This window comes from Pseudomonas sp. 10B238 (genome assembly GCF_000970615.1).
Lineage (GTDB): Bacteria > Pseudomonadota > Gammaproteobacteria > Pseudomonadales > Pseudomonadaceae > Stutzerimonas.
On record NZ_KQ033931.1, the window covers coordinates 259,913 to 282,097 of the forward strand.

Below are 22,185 nucleotides of genomic sequence, written 5' to 3' on the forward strand. Positions count from 1 at the left end.
GCCTGCCATGACTCTGCGCCAGCGCCTTGAAAATCTTCCGGTCGGCCGCAAGCTGCTGATCGCCTTGCTCGTGCTGCTGGCAGCCTTGCTGCTGGTCTCCAACCTCACGTTTATCAGCGCGGCCTATTGGATATCGCGGCAGAGCGTGGCGCCCCAGGCCATGCATACGCTCGGGGCGCTATTCGCAACACCTGAGCTGAGTGATCGCGCCCTGCAATCCAAAGCGGCTGCTGACGAGCTGCTGGGGAAGCTGAACGAATATGCGCCGCTGCGGGCGGCTGTGGTCTACGACAGCGCGGGGCGCAGCCTGGCTGAACTGTATCGTGGCGATCGGCTGGACTTACCGCAGCAGGTGAGCGACTTGCCGGAGTGGCAGAAGAGCGAGATGCGCGCCAATCTGTTGATCGAGTTGCCACAGGCCGCGGGGCCATCAGGTCATCTATTGATGGTCGCCAGCAGCGAACTGCCAGGCGCGTTCTACACGGGCACCTTGACCGCCAGCCTCGCCATCCTGCTCGCCAGCCTGCTGCTATGGGCGCTGGTGGCACGGCAGATTCGTCGTCTGATTACCCGGCCGATCCGCGACCTGGAGGCCCTGTCCCGCCAGGTCACCCGAGAAGAAGACTATTCCCTCAGGGCGACACCGAAAAACCGGGACGAGATCGGCCACTTGGCCGATGCCTTCAACACCATGCTGTCGCGCATGGAGGCTCGCGAGCAGCAGCTCAAGCGTGCCCGAGACGATGCCCAGGAAGCCTTCGATCACGCCCAAGGTCTGGCAGAGGAGACCCGTCATTCCAACCGCAAGCTCGAGCTCGAAGTCCAGGTTCGCAGCAAGATCGAAAAGAAACTCACCGGCTTCCAGAACTACCTGAACAGCATCATCGACTCGATGCCCTCGGTGCTCATTGCGCTCGATGAGCAACTCTACGTGACCCAGTGGAATCAACAGGCCAGTGTGCTATCCGGAACGTCAATCGATGACGCCTTGAACCAACCCGTTTTTATCGCCTTCGAGCCGCTAAGGCCTTTCCTGACTCAGATCCGTCGTACATCCGAGCATCATCAGGTCGAGAAGATCGAACGTGTCACCTGGGCCTTCAATGGTGAGCCTCGGCATTACGCATTGACGCTCTACCCCCTGATGGGCGGTGGCGGTCGGGGCGTGGTGATCCGCATCGACGACATTACCGAGCGGATCAACATGGAAGAAATCATGGTGCAGTCGGAAAAGATGCTCTCGGTAGGCAGCCTTGCCGCAGGTATGGCGCACGAGATCAACAACCCCCTCGGCGCCATCCTGCACAACGCACAGAACATCCGCCGGCGGCTATCGCCTGAGCTTGAGCGGAACCGTGACGTCGCTCTGGACACCGGGGTCTCGCTGGAAGCCGTCAACCTGTACCTGCAGCAAAGGGAGATCCCGCAGCTGCTCGACGGTATTCAGCAAGCCGGATCGCGAGCGGCCAAGATCGTCAGCCACATGCTGAGTTTCAGTCGCCTGAGCAACCGGCAACTGGCGGAGTGCCCGCTGACCGTGCTTATTGACCAGGCGTTGGAGATTGCCGGCAACGACTTTGCACTGATGGACGGTTTCGACTTCCGCTCTATTGAAATTCTCCGAGACTTCGATCCCCAGGTGGACCGCGTCCCCTGTATCGCCAACGAGCTCGAACAGGTGCTGCTGAACTTGCTGAAAAACGCCGCCCAGGCTATCCATCAGAGACCGGAGCGAAGCCGCGGGCAGATCATCCTGCGCACACGGCTGAATCCGCCTTGGTGCGAAATCCAGGTCGAAGACAATGGCAGCGGAATTCCTGAACATATCCGCAAGCGAATCTTCGAGCCCTTTTTCACTACCAAGGAGGTGGGCCAGGGAACCGGGCTGGGTCTTTCCGTTTCGTATTTCATCATCACCAACAATCACAAGGGCCAGATGGAAGTGCAGAGCAGGCCGGACCAGGGCACCTGCTTTACGCTGCGCCTGCCGCTGACATCCGCTACTGAACCCAACAACAGCTGAATCAAGGAATCCAGATGGGCAACCGACTCTCGAAGATCTATACCCGTACCGGAGATGCCGGAGAAACCGGCTTGGCCGACGGCCGCCGCGTGCCCAAGGATCACCCAAGAATCGAGGCGATGGGCGAAATAGACACCCTCAACAGTCAACTGGGCCTGTTGCTGGCCGAGCTGGCCGAAGCCCAGGCGCGCTGGCCGGATCTGGCCGAACTGATCGAAGTCCTCGGGCCCTGCCAGCATCGCCTGTTCGACCTGGGCGGTGAGTTGGCGATGCCTGAGTATCAGGCACTGACCGACGCCGAGGTCGCCCGTCTTGAGAAGGCGATCGATCATTGGAATCAGGAGCTAGGACCGCTGGAAGATTTCATCATGCCGGGCGGCTCACGACTGATCGCCCTCGCCCATCTGTGTCGGAGCATGGCGCGTACCAGCGAGCGCCGTTGTCAGCAACTTAATGCGATCGAGCCGCTACGCGCGGTCGGCCTGGCTTACCTCAATCGCCTGTCGGACCTTTTCTTCGTTGTGGCCCGGCTGATTGCGCGGCGTCAGGGCTGCGCTGAAATCCTCTGGCATGCGGCCAGTGCGCCTGCCGATGCCTGAGCAAACGCGGCGGCGCGAGCGCTTAATCGACGGGCTGCACGCGGCTTGGGAAGTCCTGATCGTCCTGCTGGTGTGCATCAACCTTGGGCTCATCCTGTTCGATAGCTTGTTCATTTTGCAGCCGATCAATGACGCCCTGGCCGAATGGGCTCCCGCCCTGCATCAACGCTACAACGCGCTGATTCACCAGAACTTCCAGCACATCGACCTCGCCTTCGTCGCGATTTTTGTCTTCGACGTGCTGCTAGGTTGGACCGTCGCGTTGTTTGAACGCCGCTACGCACGCTGGTACTACTACCCCTTCGCTCACTGGTATGACGTGCTCGGCTGCATTCCGTTGAGCGGCTTCCGCTGGCTGCGGGTGCTGCGCGTCGGCAGCCTGTTGATCCGTCTGCAACGGTTGGGGCTGATCGACATGCGACGCTGGGCGGTGTTTGGCCTGGCCAACCGTTATTACCTGTTGCTGCTCGAAGAACTATCCGATCGCGTCATGGTTCGCCTGTTCAGCCGCATGCAGCAGGAGATCGGAGCCAGCGACGACCTCTCCCGCCGCTTGCTGCAAGAGGTGGTCAGGCCGCGCAAGGAAAGGCTGCTCAACGACCTTTCCCGTCGCATGCACAGCATGTTGGAGACCGGCTACCGGGACAATCGGGGAGCCATCGAAGGCTATGTGGGCGGACTGATTCACCAGGCCCTGCTGAACAACCCGGAGGTGATCCGCCTGCGCCGCCTGCCCATGGGGGGACGAGTCGCCGATACCCTGGATGAAGCGCTCAGCGATATCGCCGCGCAGCTACTTCAAGGCGCCGCCGAAGGACTTCAAAGCCCACAGTTCCAGAGACTTGCACGAAACCTGGCCGACGAGTTTTTCGAGGCCTGGGTTTACCAGGATGAGAACACTGACCTGGCGCTCGAAGAGCTGCTGGTGGATGTCATCGAAGTCCTGAAACAGCAGGTTCTGGATCGACGCTGGAGCCGTTTTGTAGGACCCATTCAGCCACCTTCACCCCCAGGCTAGCGACGGTTCGCCGCGGCAACGCCTTCCTGCTGGTCGAGTCGAGCCCCGACTACCATTTCGGTCGCCCAGTTAACGAGGATGTCGGTATAGGCCTTCTGGCAGCAATCACTGGTTAGCGCATGATCAGCACCGAGAATGATCCGGTGCGTCAGGGAATGCGTCTGATGGAAGGCGGCACGGTAACTCATGATGGTGCTGTGCGGAACCAGGTGATCGTGCTCGGACTCGACGATCAGCACGTCGCCACGAAAGTCGGCGCAGGCTGCCAGGGCACGGTTTTCCTCCGGCACGACTCGTCGACCACGCAGTTGATTGAGCAGGTCCCGGTTCAGCTGGCGCTTGGGCACCATCCAGTCATCGTCCCCGTACAGCGCTGGAACCCGCATGGCCAACCATTTAACTGGCCTCAGCGCCGTAAGCAAAGCTGACAGGTAACCGCCGTAGCTGGTGCCCACTACGGCAATCGCCGATGAGTCGATGTTCGGGTGTTGCGCCAGCAGATCGTAGGCGGCCAATAGATCATTGAGATTCTGCTCGCGCGTAACGGTTTGCTGTTGCGCCAGCGTCAAGGCATGGCCGCGCAAGTCGAAGGACAAGCAGATGCATCCCAGCCCCGCTATACCTCGGGCGCGCGTCAGGTCACGTTCCTGGCTCCCCCCCCAGCCGTGCACGAACAGGACGCCGGGCAGTTTGGTTGGCGGGGAGAGGAAAGTTCCGGCGATATGCTCATCGTCGACCAGGATGTCTACGCATTCACTCTGAGTCGCCATAATCCTCCACCACTACGTACTTGGTGATAAAGCCAACCTCGGCGTCTTCGTCCCGGAACAGTACGGTCGCACCGGACGGAACTACTTGCGACTCACCATAGACTTCAACGGTAGACGCCCGTACTGCTCCGCTCTGGCCCTGCATGAGTGTCTCAAGCGCAGCGATTTCGGCGCCGCTTGCGCCCCCGATCCGCCATGACTGCTCCAACACACCGGAACAGGCACGACCACGACCATCAACGCCCTGGGCAATATCGTAGTTACGACGGGACGCGAAAAATCCTCGAAAGCACGCCGATGCGGCATCGTCGTAGACCTGCGCTTGCATAATGGCCAGCCGGGCCTTCTCCGGAAGATCGAGCCCTAGCAGGGCCTCGAAGTCACCGTCCGATACGACCAGATCGGATCCGCCGTAAACCGTCTCGCCAGAATTGTCGGGCGTCAGGCGCTGAGTCCCGTAATAGCTGAGCGTTCTTCCCGCCACCCGAATTTGCCCAACACTGAAGGTCGTCACGTGCTCCAGGTTGGCCTCGAGCACCAGCCCATACTGAGCCATCTCCTTCTCGTCGACGTGTTCCAGCGCATTATCCAGCTGCTGCTCGGTATTGATGCGCTCCTGCCCTCTCCCGCCGGTGGCTCGCACTGGTTTCAGCCGCAGCGAACCTTCATGCAATAGCCGCCGCCCGGCTTCGCGGGCATCTGCGAGCGAAAAAACGCTATAGCCGGGAAGCACGCTGCCACTGACACGCGCCGCGAAGTCACGAGACCAACCAACTGGCGCATCTGCATCCGGACGCACCAGCGGATGCGTGATGGCCTTGGTTTCGATGAATGCCTGCGGTACCACCCCACCGAACAGATCTTCCTCATCATCGAGGCCTAGCTCACGGGCTGCGTCTGTACCGATGATGGTGCCAGACGGCACGAAATACAGTGGATGCGAATACTCGATGGATCGGTCGTACTCACCGAGAAACGTCAGGCCTTTAACTGCCGCTAGACGCTTGGCCAGATGCTCATGCACGGCCTTTTCATGTTTGGGGTCTCTGGACCTGTTGGCCAGAGTCACTACTGCCCCGCGGGGCGTTTGCGGCGCATCCGCATTGATCATATGAGGACTCGCTCCATGGACTGCTGATACATGCACGGCGAGCGGATCGATAGCCGCCCGTTTCGCTCGTTACCACCCGAGCCAAAGCGGATCCGGTGTAATAAGGTAGACCTTGGATATCGACTATCTATCCTTCGAATCGCATCCCGTGTGGGTCTGGACGTCAGCAGCCAGAAACAAAAAAGGGGAGCAGACCTTGGCCTGCTCCCCTTTCTTTTACCTCGACGCTCAGTCTTCGACAGAGCTGCGGATCAGGTGATCGAAGGCACTCAGCGAAGCCTTGGCGCCCTCGCCAACAGCGATGACGATCTGCTTGTACGGCACAGTTGTAACGTCACCAGCGGCGAAGATACCCGGCAGTGATGTCTCGCCACGCGCATCGACGATGATCTCGCCGCGCGACGTCAGCTCTACCGTACCCTTCAACCAATCTGAGTTTGGCAGCAGGCCGATCTGCACGAAGATGCCCTCCAGCTCCAGTTCATGGAATTCGCTGGAGTTGCGGTCCTTGTAGGTCAGCCCGGTGACCTTCTTGCCATCGCCAGTGACTTCGCTGGTCAGTGCACTGGTGATCACGGTGACGTTGGGCAGACTGTGCAGCTTCTTCTGCAGCACGGCATCGGCGCGTAGCTGGCTGTCGAACTCGATCAGCGTGACCTGGGCGACGATACCGGCCAGGTCGATGGCCGCTTCCACGCCAGAGTTGCCACCACCGATCACCGCCACGCGCTTGCCCTTGAACAGCGGGCCATCGCAGTGCGGGCAGTAGGCGACGCCACGGCCACGGTATTCCTGCTCACCCGGCACGTTCATTTCGCGCCAGCGGGCACCGGTGGCGAGGATCAGCGTCTTGGCCTTCAGCGAGCCACCGTTCTCCAGCTTGATCTCGTGCAGCCCGCCATCGGAGCCCGGGATGAGCTGGGCGGCGCGCTGCAGGTTCATGATGTCGACGTCGTACTCGCGCACATGGTTTTCCAGTGCGCGGGCCAGCTTCGGGCCTTCGGTCTCGGTGACCGAAATGAAATTCTCGATGGCCATGGTGTCGAGCACCTGGCCACCGAAACGCTCGGCTGCGACACCGGTACGGATGCCCTTACGGGCGGCATAGATGGCCGCGGCAGCGCCGGCTGGGCCACCGCCGACGACGAGCACGTCGAAGGCATCCCTGGCGCTGAGTTTCTCGGCATCACGCGCTGACGCGCCAGTGTCGAGCTTGGCCAGAATTTCCTCTTCACCCATGCGGCCCTGACCGAACAGCTCGCCGTTGAGGTAGATGCTCGGCACGGACATGACCTGGCGAATGGTGACTTCTTCCTGAAACAGGGCACCGTCGATGGCGACGTGGCGGATGTTCGGATTGAGCACGGCCATCAGGTTCAGCGCCTGGACCACGTCCGGGCAGTTCTGGCAGGACAACGAGAAGTAGGTTTCGAAATTGTATTCGCCGTCGAGATTCTTGATCTGCTCGATGACTTCAGGTGCGGTCTTGGACGGATGACCACCGACCTGCAGCAGGGCCAGCACCAGCGAGGTGAACTCGTGGCCCATCGGAATGCCGGCGAAACGCAGACTGATGTTGCCACCGATACGGTTGAGCGCGAACGAAGGTTTGCGCACGTCGTTGCCGTCGGTGCGTAGGGTGATCTTGTCACTCAGGCTGGTAATGTCTTCCAGCATGGCGAGCATTTCCTGGGATTTGGCGCCGTCATCGAGGGATGCAACGATCTCGAACGGCTGGGTGACCTTTTCCAGATAGGTTTTCAGTTGCGCTTTGAGATTGGAGTCCAACATGAGCAGCGTTCCCCTTCTTGCATAATTCAGGTAATAAAACGCCCGGACGGTTTACGCCCAGGCGTTGGGGCTCGGACCGATGAATCGTCCGAACTACAGCACAGTGGCGCTGCGACCAAGCGCAGCGCCCAGACGGCTGTTTAGATCTTGCCGACCAGATCCAGCGACGGGGCCAGAGTGGCTTCGCCTTCTTTCCACTTGGCCGGGCAAACTTCGCCCGGGTGAGCGGCGGTGTACTGAGCGGCTTTCAGCTTGCGCAGCGTCTCACTGACATCGCGGGCGATTTCGTTGGAATGAATCTCAACGGTTTTGATCACGCCTTCCGGGTTGATCAGGAAGGTGCCACGCAGCGCCAGGCCCTCTTCTTCGATGTGCACGCCGAAAGCGCGAGTCAACTGGTGGGTCGGGTCGCCGATCAGCGGGAACTGGGCCTTGCCGACCGCAGGGGAAGTCTCGTGCCAAACCTTGTGGGAGAAGTGGGTATCGGTGGTGACGATATACACCTCGGTACCGGCCTTCTGAAACTCGGCGTAGCTGTTGGCAGCGTCTTCGATCTCGGTCGGGCAGTTGAAGGTAAAGGCTGCAGGCATGAAGATCAGCACCGACCATTTGCCCTTGAGGGACTCTTCGGTGACTTCGATGAACTTGCCATTGTGGAAAGCGTTGACTTTGAACGGCTGGACTTGGGTGTTGATCAGAGACATCTACTAACTCCTTTTGGGATTCAGAATTTAACGGCGCCTAAGATAGCGCACGAAACCAGATACGGTTAATTGATTGAGAAAATAGCTTCGATAGAGTACTTCTATCTTATCGCTATCAATCTACGACGGCCCGTAAGACACCATCATCGCCCGACAATTCAGGCGAGGGTCCGTTCTCTAGACGCTACCGCTCATGGCCAGAAGGCCCGAATTCCAGCGACGCCCTGCGCACCAACCTGAGCTGCCCTCGCCACATCACTCGGACCAAGGCCGCCCAGTAGATATGCAGGCTGAGCGAAGCCTAGCAGCAATTGGGCGGCGCATTGCCACCCCAAAGGCCTCGCTTCGGGGTGCGAGGCGGTAGCAAGTATCGGCGAGAGCACAATGAAATCAACCCCTATCTGCTTCGCCAGATCTAACTCGGCCAAATCGTGACATGACGCGGCGAGCCATCGCTCCGGTTCTATGGGCCTGCCCGCGTCGGCGTACCTACGCAGCTGCGAGGCCGTTAGATGCCAGCCGGCGTCCGGAAAATCATGGGCCCACTCCAGTGGCCCTTTAAGCATTACCTGCGCACGCCCGGCACACATTTCCAGCACTTGAGCTGCCAGCGCCCGGTACCGAGCGTCCGACAGCGAGGGGCAGCGTAGCTGCAGCAGCCGAACCCCTGCATCCAACACGGACGCCACACCGCAAAGCAGCTCCTGTGGCGCCAAGTTGTCCGGGGTAATCAGGTACGACTTCGGCAGGCGAGCCGCAGCGATGATCGGCCGGTTCGCCGCGGGAAAGTCATAACGCGGCAGATCCTCCGCAGCCACCCAAGCCAACGGCTGCCCCTCGGCCCCGTGCGGCTCGCCGTCAAACTCAAGCACTTCCCAGACGTCGAGGAGCACCTGCTTGTCCGGATAGTCATGGCGGACTTGAATCAGGGGCCACGCAGCAATTACCGCAATGCCCAATTCTTCTGCCAGTTCCCGCGCGAGCGCAGCCTCTGCAGTCTCACCTTCCTCGACCTTGCCGCCGGGGAACTCCCACAGCCCACCTTGGTGCTTGTCCAAGGGGCGCTTGGCGATCAGCACATGACCGTCGGCGCCACGGATCACGCCAGCAGCGACGTGGAGCCGTTTCATGTTCCGACACCAAACGGAGGTCCGCCCGTCGCCGGGACCTGCCGCAGCAGTTTATTCAGCATGCCGATTGCCAACGGATCAGGTGCGGTATTCGGCATTGATCCGCACGTATTCGTGAGAGAGGTCCGTGGTCCAGATCGTCTCGCTGCAATTACCGCGACCGAGTTCGATACGGATCTCGATTTCTTCCTCAGCCATGACCGCGGCGCCCTGCTCTTCCGTATAGCTCGGCGAACGTCCACCCTGGCTGGCGATACATATGGCGCCCAGATAGACATCGATCTTGCTCACATCCAGCTCGGGAACGCCTGCACGACCGACTGCCGCCAGAATGCGCCCCCAGTTCGGATCGGAGGCGAACAGTGCTGTTTTGATCAGCGGCGAGTGGGCGACGGCATAACCAACGTCGAGGCACTCCTGATGGTTGCGCCCACCGTTGACCTGGACGGTGACGAACTTGGTGGCACCTTCGCCGTCACGGACGATGGACTGAGCCACTTCCATGCTGACATCGAAGACCGCCTGCTTGAGCTTGGTGAACAGCTCACCAGAGGCTTCAGTGATTTCAGCGACGTCAGCCTTGCCTGTAGCGATCAGCATGCAGCAGTCGTTGGTCGAGGTGTCGCCGTCGATGGTGATACGGTTGAACGACTTGTTGGCCGCATCCCGCAGCAGATCCTGCAATACGGGCTGAGCAACCTTCGCATCGGTTGCGATATAGCCAAGCATGGTCGCCATATTGGGCCGGATCATGCCGGCACCTTTGGAAATACCGGTCACGGTAACCGTCACGCCAGCGTGCTCGAATTGACGGCTCGCGCCCTTGGGCAGCGTATCTGTAGTCATGATGCCGGTGGCGGCTTCGGCCCAGTGATTTTCATCGAGGTCGGCCAACGCTGCGGGAAGCGCCGCCTCGATCTTCTCAACTGGCAGCAACTCACCGATGACGCCGGTAGAAAACGGCAGGATTGCATCAGCGTTAACGCCAGCCAACGTGGCCAGGCTGGCACAGCTGCGGATGGCTGCCTGCATTCCAGGCTCACCAGTTCCAGCGTTAGCGTTTCCTGTATTGGTCAGTAGGTAACGTACCGTTCCCTGAGCCCGCTGCTTCGCAAGAATGACGGGCGCTGCGCAAAAGGCGTTGAGGGTGAATACACCCGCGACCGTTGAGCCCTCGGCGCAACGCATCACTACGACGTCCTTGCGGCCAGGTCGCTTGATACCCGCCGAAGCGATGCCGAGCTCGAAACCGGGAACCGGGTGCAGTGTAGGTAGGGGACCAAGACCGACTGCCATTGATGCGCTCCTTCAGAAAGGATGGATGGCCTTCGGCCACCGAAAATCAGGGAGAAAAACGCCGCGAGCGGCTAGGGCCGGTCGCGGCGCGGGTCAACACAGTAGGGCCAGCTTACTGAACCTGTCCGTGGCAATGCTTGTACTTCTTTCCGGACCCGCAAGGGCATGGTTCGTTGCGCCCGATTTTTTGCTCGGTACGCGTGGGAGCTGCAGCTGCCGCTACATCGCCCTCAGCCTCTGGATCCTCTTGGTCTGCTTCCAGCGCCGAAACCTCGGCATGCTGAAATTGCATACGCTGCGCCAGCTCTTCAGCGTCGCGGCGCAAACGCTGCTCCTCCTCGGCTGGGTCTTCGCGACGAACCTGCACATGGGACAGAACCCGAATGCTGTCGCGCTTGATGGACTCGAGCAGTTCCTGAAACAGCGTAAAGGACTCGCGCTTGTATTCCTGTTTCGGGTTTTTCTGAGCGTAGCCGCGCAGGTGGATACCATGACGCAGATGATCCATCGTCGACAGATGATCCTTCCACAGATCGTCGAGTACGCGCAGGACAATCTGCTTCTCGAAAGTGCGCAGCGCCTCGGCGCCAGCCAATTCTTCTTTCTCGTTGTAGGCCGCTATCAGCGCCTCGAGGATGCGCTCGCGCAGCGTCTCCTCATACAGCTTCTCGTCTTCGTCGAGCCATTGCTGGACCGGTAGCCGCACTCCGAAGTCACTGTAGAGCACCGCTTCGAGCCCACTGATATCCCATTGCTCGGGCAGCGACTGCGGCGGAATGTGCTGATTGATGGCGTAATCGAGCGCCTCACGGCGGAATTCGCTGATGGTCTCTCCGATTTCCTCGGCGGCCAGCAGACTGTTGCGCATGTGATAGATCACCTTGCGCTGCTCGTTGGCGACGTCGTCGTATTCGAGCAATTGCTTACGCATGTCGAAGTTACGGCCTTCGACTTTGCGCTGAGCCTTTTCGATGGCGTTGGTCACCATACGATGCTCAATCGCCTCACCGGACTCCATGCCCAGTGCCTTCATGAAGTTCTTCACCCGATCCGAGGCGAAGATGCGCATCAGACTGTCTTCCAGCGACAGGTAGAAGCGGCTCGAACCGGCGTCGCCCTGGCGCCCGGCGCGCCCACGCAGCTGGTTGTCGATACGGCGCGACTCGTGACGCTCGGAGGCGATCACATGCAGGCCACCCGCCTCGAGTACGGCCTGATGACGCTTCTGCCAGTCGGATTTGATTTGCGCGACCTGATCATCCGTTGGATTCTCAAGCGCCGCCACTTCAACTTCCCAGTTGCCGCCGAGCAGGATGTCGGTGCCTCGGCCTGCCATGTTGGTAGCGATGGTCACCGCACCCGGGCGTCCCGCCTGCGCGATAATTTCGGCTTCTTTGTCGTGGTGCTTGGCGTTTAGCACCTTGTGTTCGATGCCTTCGCTGACCAGCAGACGCGAGACATATTCAGATGTTTCGATGGTTGCAGTGCCCACCAGAACGGGACGACCATTGTTCTGGCAATCCTTGATGTCCGCGATGATGGCAGCAAACTTCTCTTCCTGGGTCAGATAGACCAGGTCGTTGTAGTCCTTACGTGCCAGCGGCTTGTTGGTCGGAATCACCATTACCGGCAGGTTGTAGATCTGCATGAATTCGAACGCTTCTGTGTCTGCAGTACCGGTCATGCCCGATAGCTTTTTATACAGACGGAAGTAGTTCTGGAAGGTGGTCGATGCAAGCGTCTGGCTTTCCGGCTGGATCGGCAGCCCTTCCTTGGCTTCGATGGCCTGATGCAGGCCCTCGGAAAGACGACGACCTGGCATGGTCCGGCCGGTGTGCTCGTCAATCAACAGCACCTGGCTGTTCTGGACAATGTACTCGACGTTGCGATGGAACAGCTTGTGCGCACGCAGGCTGGAATACACGTGGGTCAACAAGCCGAGATTGTGGGCGGAATACAGACTCTCACCTTCGGCGAGCAGCTCTGCCTTGGTCAGCATTTCCTCGACGAATTGGTGACCCGATTCGTTCAACTCGACCTGGCGTGTCTTTTCGTCGATCGAGAAGTGACCTTCCTGGGTAACGACGCCCTCTTCCTCTTCAATGTGCTGCTTGAGCAGAGGGATCAGCTGGTTGATTTGCTGATAGAGCCTGGAACTGTCTTCGGCCTGGCCGGAGATGATCAGTGGCGTGCGGGCTTCATCGATAAGGATCGAGTCGACTTCGTCGATGACCGCGAAATTGAGTTCGCGCTGGTTCTTTTCTTCGAGACTGAACGCCATGTTGTCGCGCAGATAGTCGAAGCCGAACTCGTTGTTCGTACCGTAGGTGATATCGGCAGCGTACGCCGCTCGCTTCTCTTGCGGCGGCTGGAAAGGTGTGACGATACCAACCGTCAAGCCCAGGAACTCATACAGCGGACGCATCCAGTTGGCATCGCGACGCGCCAGGTAATCGTTCACTGTAACGACATGTACCCCTTTGCCCGCCAGTGCGTTGAGGTATACGGCCAAGGTCGCTACCAGCGTCTTGCCCTCACCGGTACGCATCTCAGCAATTTTGCCTTCATGGAGCGTCATGCCGCCGATCAGCTGTACATCGAAGTGACGCATGCCCATCACACGCTTGCCTGCTTCGCGGCAAACGGCAAACGCTTCGGGAAGAATCTGGTCGAGGGTCTCGCCTTGGCCGAGGCGGGCCTTGAACTCTTCGGTCTTGCTCCGCAACTGCTCATCGGAGAGAGACAGCATCTGCTCTTCGAGCGCATTGACGGATTGAACCGCCTTGAGCATGCGCTTGACCTCACGCTCATTTTTGCTACCAAAGAGCTTCTTCATTAAAGGCGCAAACATATCGAAAAAGACTTCCATGCTGGGGATGGAGGCACGGCCGCAGGGCCACCACGGCTTCGTGCAAAGGGGGCATTCTACTCGGAAACGTCCGAGAGGAAAGGTGCCTACTGCGCAGCTGAGCCAGCCAATGGCGCCAGGAACCAGGCGAGCCGGTCGTAGGTTTGAGGGGTGACAGTACGATCAGAAGGCTATTGCAGGGTTCTGCTAATATGCCGGCTCTTCACTCATGAGCGTCAACCATGTCGTTTCGCCCCTTGCCGGCCCGAGCCTCTGCGTCGCTGCTGCGCGAGGCCAAACCGCTAAAAGCGCTGTTTGGCGAAGCGAAGCGGCTGGATCGACTACAGCAACTGGTCGACGGCCAGTTGCAGCCCGCAGCACGAGAGTTTTGTCGTGTGGCCTCATGGCGCGAAGGGACACTGCTGCTGATCGTTACCGACAGCCACTGGGCAACGCGACTGCGCTACCAACAACGACGCTTACAACGGCAACTGCTGTGTCTGGAAGAATTCAGCGGCCTGAGCCGTATCCAGTTCAAGGTACAGCCCCCCGAAACGCCGCGGCACAAACCCGGGCCGCCGCCAGCACTGTCGGCGCGTGCAGCAGACAATATCCAGGAAACCGCTCGTGGCATTAAGGACCCCAAGCTCAGGGCCGCGCTTGAGCGGCTCGCTAGCCACGCCCGCCACGACAGAGATGCTTGAACAGCATCCACAGGCACCACGGCCACATGCCTGGCAATTGAAAGTCGCACCCCGTGCGAGCCAGCGTTAGGATGTCTGCTAGATCACGGTGAAAAGAGGTTTTCATGGTCAACTATTCGCGCGCCCCCTCGCCATGCTGATCGGCGCGTTTCTAGTCGCAACCTGGCTGATCCTATTGATTCGGTACCCCCTTCGGGCGGTACCGATTTCGCTGGGAGCGCTGCTTGGCCTTGGTATCGTTGCGGCCTGGGTGATCTGGCAAGAACAACGGGAAGAGCAGCTGCTTGCTCAACTCCAGCTGCGGATGTCGTATGCACCGACGAGCTGCCCGGCCGGACAGCCGTTGCTCATCATTCTGGACAACCATAGCCCCAAGCCAATGCGCAAACTGAGTTGGGAGGTAGCCGCCTACTCTCCGGGTTCCAGCCTTAATCTGGTGACCTCCAACTATGACGCGCCGCAATACCGTGGCCCGGGGGACCTGCAACCCGGCGAACGCTGGCAATCCTGCGCCCCGCTACCACCGTTGCGCTCAGGCTACCGGAGCAGCAACCTAGACTTTCGCGCCGAGCGGCTTCGAGGCCACTTCGCCAACTGAGCTGACAGTTTGACACCTCGACGCTTTTCAATCTTCGCCAGGCAGCTTATGCTGTATGAATAAACAGTATTCCATTCATTTGAGCCGAGGTGGCAGATGGCCGTCGAAGTTGTGTACCGCAGCAGCCGGGACCTGGAGCGCTTGTTCATGGATAAAGCCGAAGCCGATCGTCACGACAAAATGCTCGAGCTGGCCGAAGCCCTGGCTGCGGCACTGCAGAAGGCTACGCCTTCACTGAGCGAACAGCAGGCCGACGACATCGGCATCTTTATGGCCCGACACCGTGACCTGTTTGCGAAGGCCTTTAAAAACAATCCGGAGGCATTGGAAGAGCTGCCAGCTTCCGCCACACCATCCTGAGACATTATGGCCCTGCGGTGATCCGTCGCAAGGAACACGTCCAGCGGGCGAAACTAGTTAATCGGTACTAGGTCCATTGGGGGCAGTCATCCAATCAGGTACCGGCATGAACAGTCCTTTCCAAAAAATCAGCGATGTGTTTCAGCCAGACTACAACGTCAATTTCAGCATCCAGAAACCCGACGGAAGTATTCTGCTGACCCTGACCGACACGGCAGGTGTGGCAGTGAAGCGTTTCATCAGCTCCAGCCAATGGCGGGACCAGCATCAGCTCGAACGCTTGATCACCAGCCTGCAGTTCAGCCTCGCCATCGAACGAGGCGGCCAATCCAGCTCTTATCGCCTGACCAAGCATTCGCGCTCAGCCGCACAGTAATGCCGGGAGGCTCTGCACCTCCGGCGATCACCTTCTGCTAAACAAGAACAAAAGTTAGCCTCCCTCCGCCGGAGCCTTGCAGCCGGCGCATCATGATTCGCGGCAAGCATCTAGCCCTTCATTCCCTGACGAGGGTCACAGCCAGGCCAAAGCCTTGGCTCGTGCGACCGCCTGCGTACGTCTGGCCACCCCGAGCTTGGTATTGATTCGCCGGGCATGGGTCTTGACTGTATGCAGAGAAATAAACAGTTGCTCGGCAATCTCCTGGTTCGAACACCCCTGGGCGATGAGACGCAGGACCGTGAGCTCGCGATTGCTCAGGATGGCCTCATCGCCGGGGGCAACGCTTTCTTCAGGCTCTCGCTCAAATTGCAGCAAACGATCGCGCAGGCTTTCCCCCTTTCCTGCAGGCAACATCTTGGCAAGCCATTGTGGTTGGCGATGCTGCAACTCGTACAATGGCTTGACCAGATGCTGCCTTGCTGCCTCGCCGAGCGCTTTGCGAAGTTCCAGCTCCGCTTCGTCATGCTGGCCATCCATTTGAAGCGCTTCGGCGAGCGTGAAGCGACACTCACAGGCCAGCCCCAACCGCTGCGAACGGAGGTTTTGCTCGATAAGTTCACGCAACGTGTCGATGGCCAACGCACCCCGGTCGGACAGTAGGTCGATCACCGCAAGGTAGCGCTGAACCCGCGGCAGCAACTCGTAGAACCCAGAAGGGGCGATATACGTGTGCCCATCGTAAAGTTCGAGCACCTGTATAAACACGGCCCTGGCCTTCTTCAATTGCCCCTGATGCAACCACGTCAGTCCAGTTATCAACGGCAGAATGCCGCGGAAACGGGCCTCCGGCACGTGTCGCCACTGTGCCAGCCGCTCGGCCTCTCGCAGCCAATGGTAGGCCGTAGGGAACTCCTGATTGCGAGCTGCCAGCTCCGCCAGCCCGGCATAGCCGAAGAATACATATGAATCACCACAGGTTTCCGTCTCGACTCGGCCCTGCTGATACGCCTCGCGGGCCGGCTCGTCGAGCCCCTGATAGGCCAACAGATGGCCCCGTAGCAGCTTCAGTCGGCCGATGATCGGGCTATGGCCGACACCGTCGCGTAGCACCATCAGTGACTCTTCGAGCACTCCAACGGCTCGCTCGAACTCGCCGGTAATTTCCAGCAGTTGGATTCGATCGATACTGAGCATCGCTTCATACAGCACGCTGCCCTTGAGCCGCGCAAGCTTCATGCCTTCGCTATTGTAATGCTGGGCCAACTCGAGCTGGCTTTCGGCTATCGCCTGCTGGGACAACGCCTGATAACAAAGCACCCGTTGCGCCCAAGCGTGGTCAGACAGGACCTCCAGAGCCTGAAGGCAATAATCCCTGGCCTCAGGCTCGCCACGCAAACGCGCTAGAAAACCGCGCAACGCTTGCCACTGAGCAAGCAGCTGCGCCTGCCGTCGAGCATCGGGTTGAGGAAAGAACTTGGCCAGATCGGCGAGGCAGTCATCCACTTCGTCTAACCGAGCCGAAATGATTAAAGCCCAGCCATGCAACACGATCAGCCGGGTCGTGCTGTTAAACAAATCTTGCGGAAGTTCACTACGCCACTTCATGAAATGCGAAACGTTGTCGCCGATGAGCAGCTGCTCCTGCCCGTAGCGCTGTAAGAAGTTGGCTGCGACTTCTGGCTGCCCTGCCCACAGGGCATGCTCCACCGCCTCACGCATTTCACCGCGATTGGCAAACCACTGACAGGCACGCAGGTGCGTCTGGGTGGGTGATGCTACACCTGGCATGCGTTGCAACATCAACGCTAGCGGCCGCCACAGGCGATACCATTCACCACAGTTATCGGTTTGACGAATGAACAGCTGGGACGTCTTAAGCACATCGAGAAGGTCATTTCCTATGCCGTCAAGGACATGCTCACACAGCTGCGATGAAAAGCGCGGCATGCGCGCCAACGCGAACAGCGCGCGGCAGATATCCTCACTCTGCCCCTCAAGCACTTCGCGCTGCACATAATCCCGCAACAATGACGTACCGGCGGTCAACCGCTCACGAACCGCCTGCTCATCTGCATTCAATAACAGCAAACTGACACCCGCCAACCACCCTTCGCTGCCCGCCAATAGTTGCTTGAACGTGTCATCGGCGAGCTCCAGACGGTGTGCTTTGAGCAACAACCGCAGCTCGCTAGCCGTCAGCGCCAGCGCCTCGGCTTCCAGCTCGAACAAGTCACCTTGCAGCAATAGCCTGGGTAGCTTCCAAGCGGGTTGCCGACGGCTGCTAACCCACCAGCTGACGGATTCGGGCCCCCTTTCGATAAGCAAGTCGAGGCAGGCGTCGAACGGCGCGGTTACCTCTCTCGGATAATCATCCAACATGATCCAAAGCGGCCGCGGAAAATCATTCAGCAGGTTGATGAGATCTTGCTGAACGTCCCCGCTCTCTGAAGTTGTACCGCTTAATACCCGGCGCAGCTGTGAACACAGAGCTTCAGCAGAGAAAGCCCTGCCGCCGAGATCAAGCCATACGAGATGTGTATCGGCAGGCACCATCCGCGCGCACTCATTCATGAGTACGCTCTTGCCAAACCCGGCGGGTGCGCAGATCAAACGCAGTCGACACCGGGCCTCGAGCAGTGCATCGACGAGTCGTGGCCTTGGTATATGCAGCGGTGGGAGACGTGGAATAGTCGCAACTTGAACCTGCGCGGCGGCTTCTGTGCTGAGGGCACCAGGGTTGAAGCGTACGGACATAGCGAGGTTTCTCTTATTCGTATCAGTCCATTGAGAAGCGCATTGAGCGCTGCGTCAGCACCTATTCCAGGGCCAGTCGACATGGTCGTATCGATGCGCTTGCGCGGTAATAACCTGCACGATTGTGGCGCTTTTGTCGACTCGCCTTGCAAGCAAAACCACCCGGACTGGTTGGATACCGATCTCTAATGGCTGAAAAATATCACTCCTGCTGTGCCGAAAATAAAAAAGGCGGCCAACTGGCCGCCTTATTCACCGTACAGATGCTGCTCGATCAGCGCACCCCTGCATTACGCAATGCAGCAGGCGTAAAGTCGCGAGCCGACGCTTTGTAGCCGAATTCGTGCGCTGGTTCTTCATTACTCAAGCCGATGGCGATATAGCGCCCCGAGATAATGTCGTAAAGCGCCTCGAAGGCATAGGCCGGCACCTTGTGCTGATAGTACTGCAACATGTGCGCCTCACCGACGCGCCACAATTGGCCGCGGCCGTCATACAACTCGGATTGCACAATAGTCCAGGTATCTTCATCTACGAAGAAACGACGCTTGGCGTAGATGTTGCGCTCACCCTCCTTGAGGTTGGCTTCGATCTCCCAGACACGATGCAACTCGTAACGCGCGAGATCCTGATTGACGTGACCGGCTTTCAGAATGTCGCTGTACTGCACGTCGCTAGAATTGATCTCGTAGCTGTTGTATGGAATATACAACTCCTTCTTACCGACCAGCTTCCAATCGTAGCGATCAGGCGCACCGCTAAACATGTCGAAGTTGTCAGTGGTCCGCATGCCGTCTGCTGCGGTACCTGGACCGTCATAGGCAACCTGCGGGGCACGACGCACACGACGCTGGCCGGCGTTATAAATCCAGGCCTGCCGCGGCTCTTTCACCTGATCCAACGAATCGTGTACGAGCAGAACGTTACCAGCAAGACGCGACGGTGCTGTTACCCGCTGTTTAAAGAAAAGCAACGCGTTCTTGGCGCGCTCTGCATCCAGATCCGTCATGTCGCTAGGGAAAGCCACTTCGTCTTCGAAGTGCACCAAGGTGTAACTACCATTGGTTTGTGGGGTTGCCTGGACAATGTTACGGCGAACGTTGCCACCGCGGTACCGCGTAATATGGTTCCAGACGACCTCCAGGCCGTTCTTCGGGATAGGGAATGCGTAGTAGCGGCTATCGGAAAAATTGGCGATACCGTTACCACCGTCAACCAACTCGGTATTTAAAGCGCTTTTTTTGGCTGCTTCGTAGATGCGGTCTGGCACTGCTGCAGTGCGGTGGGTTGGAAAGACCCGCATCTTGTACGTTTCTGGATAACGCTTGAACATCGCCTGCTGGCCCGCCGTCAGCTTGTCCTTATATTGATCGACATTCTGCGCGGTGATAACGAACTCAGGCTGTTCGCTTTTGAATGGATTGGTCAGATGCCCGTCATCCAGCGGTGCGGCATCGGTGGACAACCCGCCTGTCCAGGCTGGAATCGTTCCTTCGGCGTTACCCGCCTTCTCGGCACCGAGTGGAGTCAAAGTATTGCCGAGCTTTGCGGCTTCCTCTGGAGAGACTGCAGCCATCACGCTGCTTGCCAGCAGCGAGAAGGCCAAGACACTGAATAATTTTTTTGTTGTTTTCATACGCTTCCAGTTCCTCTTGATCTTGTTTTGGCCGGAGGCCTTGTATGTAGACTGGCGCGTAGCGGAGCTCTCATAAGAGCTCCGTACGGCGATACTGAAATAGCCTCCTTAGAAGTTCACGCCCATGCTCAGGGCAAGAAAGTCGCGATCAACCAGCGTGTTGTAGTCGCCATCGAAGAAATCGGTATAGGACAGGCTGGCCGTATAGCGGTTCTGATAGACCGCGTCGACGCCGACGCTCACAGCTTTCGAGTCTTCATTGAACAGACCGTTCGGTCCGTAACCGTCCACATCGTGAGAGAAGGACACGTTTGGCGTGAGGTTTACGCCAGCGAATACGTTGCTGTAATCCGCAAGTGCACGCAGGCGGTAGCCCCAGGAATTGGCAGTTACGAAGCCTTCATCACCGTACGCAGCAAGCTGGCCGGCATCGTCCGGGGTGCCATAAATGGCATCACGGCCATAGCGGAGATCGCTTGTACTTTCTAAGCCACCTACATGAGCGAACCCAACCTCCCCTACAACAGTTACTCGGCCAGCGCCCAATACCTGATCGAAGAAATGAGTGAAGGTCGTCTGGACCTGAGTGATCTCCTTACGGTTATAACCACGGTTATCAGCTCCCTCGGCAGTTGCAACGGGAGATGCTGCCGAGCCGGTATTAGCTATCGATAGCGGATTGAGCAGCGCACGACTTAGATCGGTTGTGTTGATTTGTACCGGAGCGTTCGGACGATAACTAATTTCGCCGGACCATGCCGTACCTGTCGGCAGCGTCGTCGAGAAGCTTGCTCCGTATAGCCGGATATCTTCTGGGTATTCAAGGTAGTACTTGCCGTTACCTAATGCCGCAGACTGCAGTAACCCACCAGCCACACCTCGTACGCAAGCAGGCGTCCCAAGACCGAAAACCGCGGGAGCACATGGACCATTCGCAACAGCAACCGCACCGGCAACAGCCTCACCAAAAGCGGGACTACCGGCCACATCGAGGATCCCCGATGCGGTCTGCGTACTCACGATCGGCGTTCGGCTATGGTAGTTCATGAAATAAAGGCCATATTCGGTGGCATCGCCCAGCCACCGAAACGCGAAACCATACTGACCAGAGTCACGAGCATCGCGATCGCCGCCGCGTGGCAGGACGATCCCTTCCGATGTCACATCGAAGCCTTGTCCAAACCTAGCGGCAAGGGGCTGAAGCGGGGCAATGGTAGGATTCCCAACGTGATAATTGTTATCACACCCATCCTGCGCTACATCGCTACCGAAAAAGGTACCGCAGTTATCAACAATCGTTTGATCCCACTCAAGCTGGTAGAACGCCTCCATGCTTAACCGATCACTAACACTCTGCGACACATAAAGCATGTTTACCGGGATCAAGCCTTCCTTGATCTCGGCGCCAGGACGGCGGAACGCCGCTGCATCTAGCGGGTTGATCGAGTTGATCGAGTTGCCAATGAACGTGCTTTCGCCCCAGCTAACAACCTGCTTACCAACGCGGACGGTGCCAGGCAGGTCACCCAAGTAATAGTTGTGGTAGAGAAAAGCATCGAGAATTTGAGCACCGGAGGATTGCGCAGCCTCCTTACGATTGCTGTCGCTGATGTCCTTGAACAGACGGTTTTCATCCTTCAGTTCAAAGTCGTACCAGTATTTGCCACGAATAAAGGCACCGCTATCGCCATAGCGCAATTCAAGATCGTGAATACCTTTGAAAATCTTGGAGAAGGTCTCGCCCTTCTTGAAGTTCAAACGGCCGTCATCACCAGTCTGCGTGTATCCAGTACCGCCATTATTGATACCTACCAAATCCATATCCCGGTCCGTCGTCGACCAGCTGGCGCCGATCGACATCGCCGAGTCCAACTGCCCCTCCACTTCCCCAATATTGAACGTGACAGCGTAAGCGGGTGATGCAGTGCCCAACGCGACCGCGAGGGCCAGGGTCTTGGGCTGGAAGATTCCTTGCCTTGTTGTTTTTGTCATGAGGCGCTCCTGGTTGGTTCGAAGTACGTTCACCCTAACCACACGAAGGCAGAGGGTTAAGCGCACTAAGGTTTGATTTGCTTTGTCACTCTTAAGTATGAATGGCCTTCCCAGCACTGGCCTACAACCGGATAGCTGCCAGCGCAGCGGATGACCTTCGACGAAGCTACCCGAGAGCTTAGCCGCCAGTCAAAGAGACGCAACCCTCTAAATAGAGCAGTTGCGATGCTGTTCGCGAGGATTTAGGCGGAGCTGAGCGCAACTGGTCGTCGTTTACTCGAACAGCCGAGCTTTACGCGGGCACAGGCACTATCCGCCGCGACGAAGAAACTCGCAGCGATTCGCAAGAGCGTTACCAAAGCGCAACGCGTGGGGCGAAACGAAACAGCCGGAAGGGAATGGAACGCCAACGCTCACAGAGACCAGAACCGCTGCCGAGGCGCGAAGACAGAGCGAGACAGGCTGTCGGAAG

Annotated in this window: 17 protein-coding genes; 7 read left to right on the forward strand and 10 right to left on the reverse strand. The window is 58.5% G+C overall.

Features of this window, described 5'->3' with window-relative positions; translation table 11 throughout:
- Nucleotides 1–7 precede the first annotated feature (7 nt).
- The 3 genes from RT21_RS09705 to RT21_RS09715 are packed head-to-tail and all read left to right on the forward strand — an operon-like array spanning nt 8 to nt 3,640.
- Nucleotides 8–2,023, forward strand: a complete 2,016-nt coding sequence (locus tag RT21_RS09705) for a sensor histidine kinase (RefSeq protein ID WP_046162587.1) — start codon at nt 8–10, stop codon at nt 2,021–2,023.
- A gap of 14 nt (nt 2,024–2,037) precedes the next feature.
- Nucleotides 2,038–2,622, forward strand: coding sequence for a cob(I)yrinic acid a,c-diamide adenosyltransferase (locus RT21_RS09710; protein WP_046162588.1), 585 nt, complete (start codon nt 2,038–2,040; stop codon nt 2,620–2,622).
- Complete coding sequence (locus tag RT21_RS09715; protein ID WP_046162656.1) at nt 2,615–3,640, forward strand: ion transporter; 1,026 nt, start codon at nt 2,615–2,617, stop codon at nt 3,638–3,640. The genes RT21_RS09710 and RT21_RS09715 overlap by 8 nt, the downstream gene beginning before the upstream one ends.
- Here RT21_RS09715 and RT21_RS09720 read toward each other — a convergent pair.
- The 7 genes from RT21_RS09720 to secA form a co-directional block, all read right to left on the reverse strand.
- The gene (locus RT21_RS09720; protein WP_045424993.1) at nt 3,637–4,410 is read right to left on the reverse strand and encodes an alpha/beta hydrolase family protein; all 774 of its coding nucleotides are present in this window, start codon (nt 4,408–4,410) and stop codon (nt 3,637–3,639) included. The two genes, RT21_RS09715 and RT21_RS09720, sit on opposite strands and share 4 nt — an antisense overlap.
- The gene (locus RT21_RS09725) at nt 4,394–5,521 is read right to left on the reverse strand and encodes a DUF3182 family protein (protein ID WP_046162589.1); all 1,128 of its coding nucleotides are present in this window, start codon (nt 5,519–5,521) and stop codon (nt 4,394–4,396) included. Before RT21_RS09725 ends, RT21_RS09720 begins: the two co-directional genes overlap by 17 nt.
- 228 nt (nt 5,522–5,749) lie before the next feature.
- The gene (gene ahpF / locus RT21_RS09730) at nt 5,750–7,312 is read right to left on the reverse strand and encodes an alkyl hydroperoxide reductase subunit F (protein WP_046162590.1); all 1,563 of its coding nucleotides are present in this window, start codon (nt 7,310–7,312) and stop codon (nt 5,750–5,752) included.
- 140 nt (nt 7,313–7,452) lie between these two features.
- Complete coding sequence (gene ahpC / locus RT21_RS09735) at nt 7,453–8,016, reverse strand: alkyl hydroperoxide reductase subunit C (protein ID WP_046162591.1); 564 nt, start codon at nt 8,014–8,016, stop codon at nt 7,453–7,455.
- Between the two features lie 191 nt (nt 8,017–8,207).
- Entirely contained in the window at nt 8,208–9,146 is a 939-nt protein-coding gene (locus tag RT21_RS09740) for a Nudix family hydrolase (RefSeq protein WP_046162592.1), read from the reverse strand.
- Between the two features lie 78 nt (nt 9,147–9,224).
- The gene (gene argJ, locus RT21_RS09745; RefSeq protein ID WP_046162593.1) at nt 9,225–10,442 is read right to left on the reverse strand and encodes a bifunctional glutamate N-acetyltransferase/amino-acid acetyltransferase ArgJ; all 1,218 of its coding nucleotides are present in this window, start codon (nt 10,440–10,442) and stop codon (nt 9,225–9,227) included.
- Between the two features lie 112 nt (nt 10,443–10,554).
- Complete coding sequence (gene secA, locus RT21_RS09750; RefSeq protein ID WP_046162594.1) at nt 10,555–13,293, reverse strand: preprotein translocase subunit SecA; 2,739 nt, start codon at nt 13,291–13,293, stop codon at nt 10,555–10,557.
- A gap of 239 nt (nt 13,294–13,532) precedes the next feature.
- Here secA and RT21_RS09755 point away from each other — a divergent pair, with 239 nt between their 5' ends.
- The 4 genes from RT21_RS09755 to RT21_RS09770 all read left to right on the forward strand — a co-directional run bounded on the left by RT21_RS09755 (nt 13,533) and on the right by RT21_RS09770 (nt 15,328).
- Entirely contained in the window at nt 13,533–13,994 is a 462-nt protein-coding gene (locus RT21_RS09755; RefSeq protein ID WP_046162595.1) for a DUF721 domain-containing protein, read from the forward strand.
- A 133-nt stretch (nt 13,995–14,127) separates the two neighbouring features.
- Entirely contained in the window at nt 14,128–14,592 is a 465-nt protein-coding gene (locus RT21_RS09760; RefSeq protein ID WP_046162596.1) for a hypothetical protein, read from the forward strand.
- A 96-nt stretch (nt 14,593–14,688) separates the two neighbouring features.
- Nucleotides 14,689–14,952, forward strand: a complete 264-nt coding sequence (locus tag RT21_RS09765; protein ID WP_045424976.1) for a YebG family protein — start codon at nt 14,689–14,691, stop codon at nt 14,950–14,952.
- Nucleotides 14,953–15,058: 106 nt separating this feature from the next.
- Nucleotides 15,059–15,328: a DUF3509 domain-containing protein gene (locus RT21_RS09770; protein WP_046162597.1), complete on the forward strand. Its 270-nt coding sequence runs from the start codon at nt 15,059–15,061 to the stop codon at nt 15,326–15,328.
- A gap of 135 nt (nt 15,329–15,463) precedes the next feature.
- Here the strand turns inward: RT21_RS09770 and RT21_RS09775 are convergent, their stop codons facing one another.
- From RT21_RS09775 to RT21_RS09785, 3 genes are all read right to left on the reverse strand, one after another.
- Complete coding sequence (locus RT21_RS09775) at nt 15,464–18,085, reverse strand: LuxR C-terminal-related transcriptional regulator (RefSeq protein WP_046162598.1); 2,622 nt, start codon at nt 18,083–18,085, stop codon at nt 15,464–15,466.
- 274 nt (nt 18,086–18,359) lie between these two features.
- On the reverse strand, nt 18,360–19,721 hold the full coding sequence (locus RT21_RS09780; protein WP_045424971.1) for a DUF1329 domain-containing protein: 1,362 nt from the start codon (nt 19,719–19,721) through the stop codon (nt 18,360–18,362).
- A gap of 108 nt (nt 19,722–19,829) precedes the next feature.
- Nucleotides 19,830–21,713, reverse strand: coding sequence for a DUF1302 domain-containing protein (locus RT21_RS09785; RefSeq protein WP_046162599.1), 1,884 nt, complete (start codon nt 21,711–21,713; stop codon nt 19,830–19,832).
- Between the last annotated feature and the right edge of the window lie 472 nt (nt 21,714–22,185).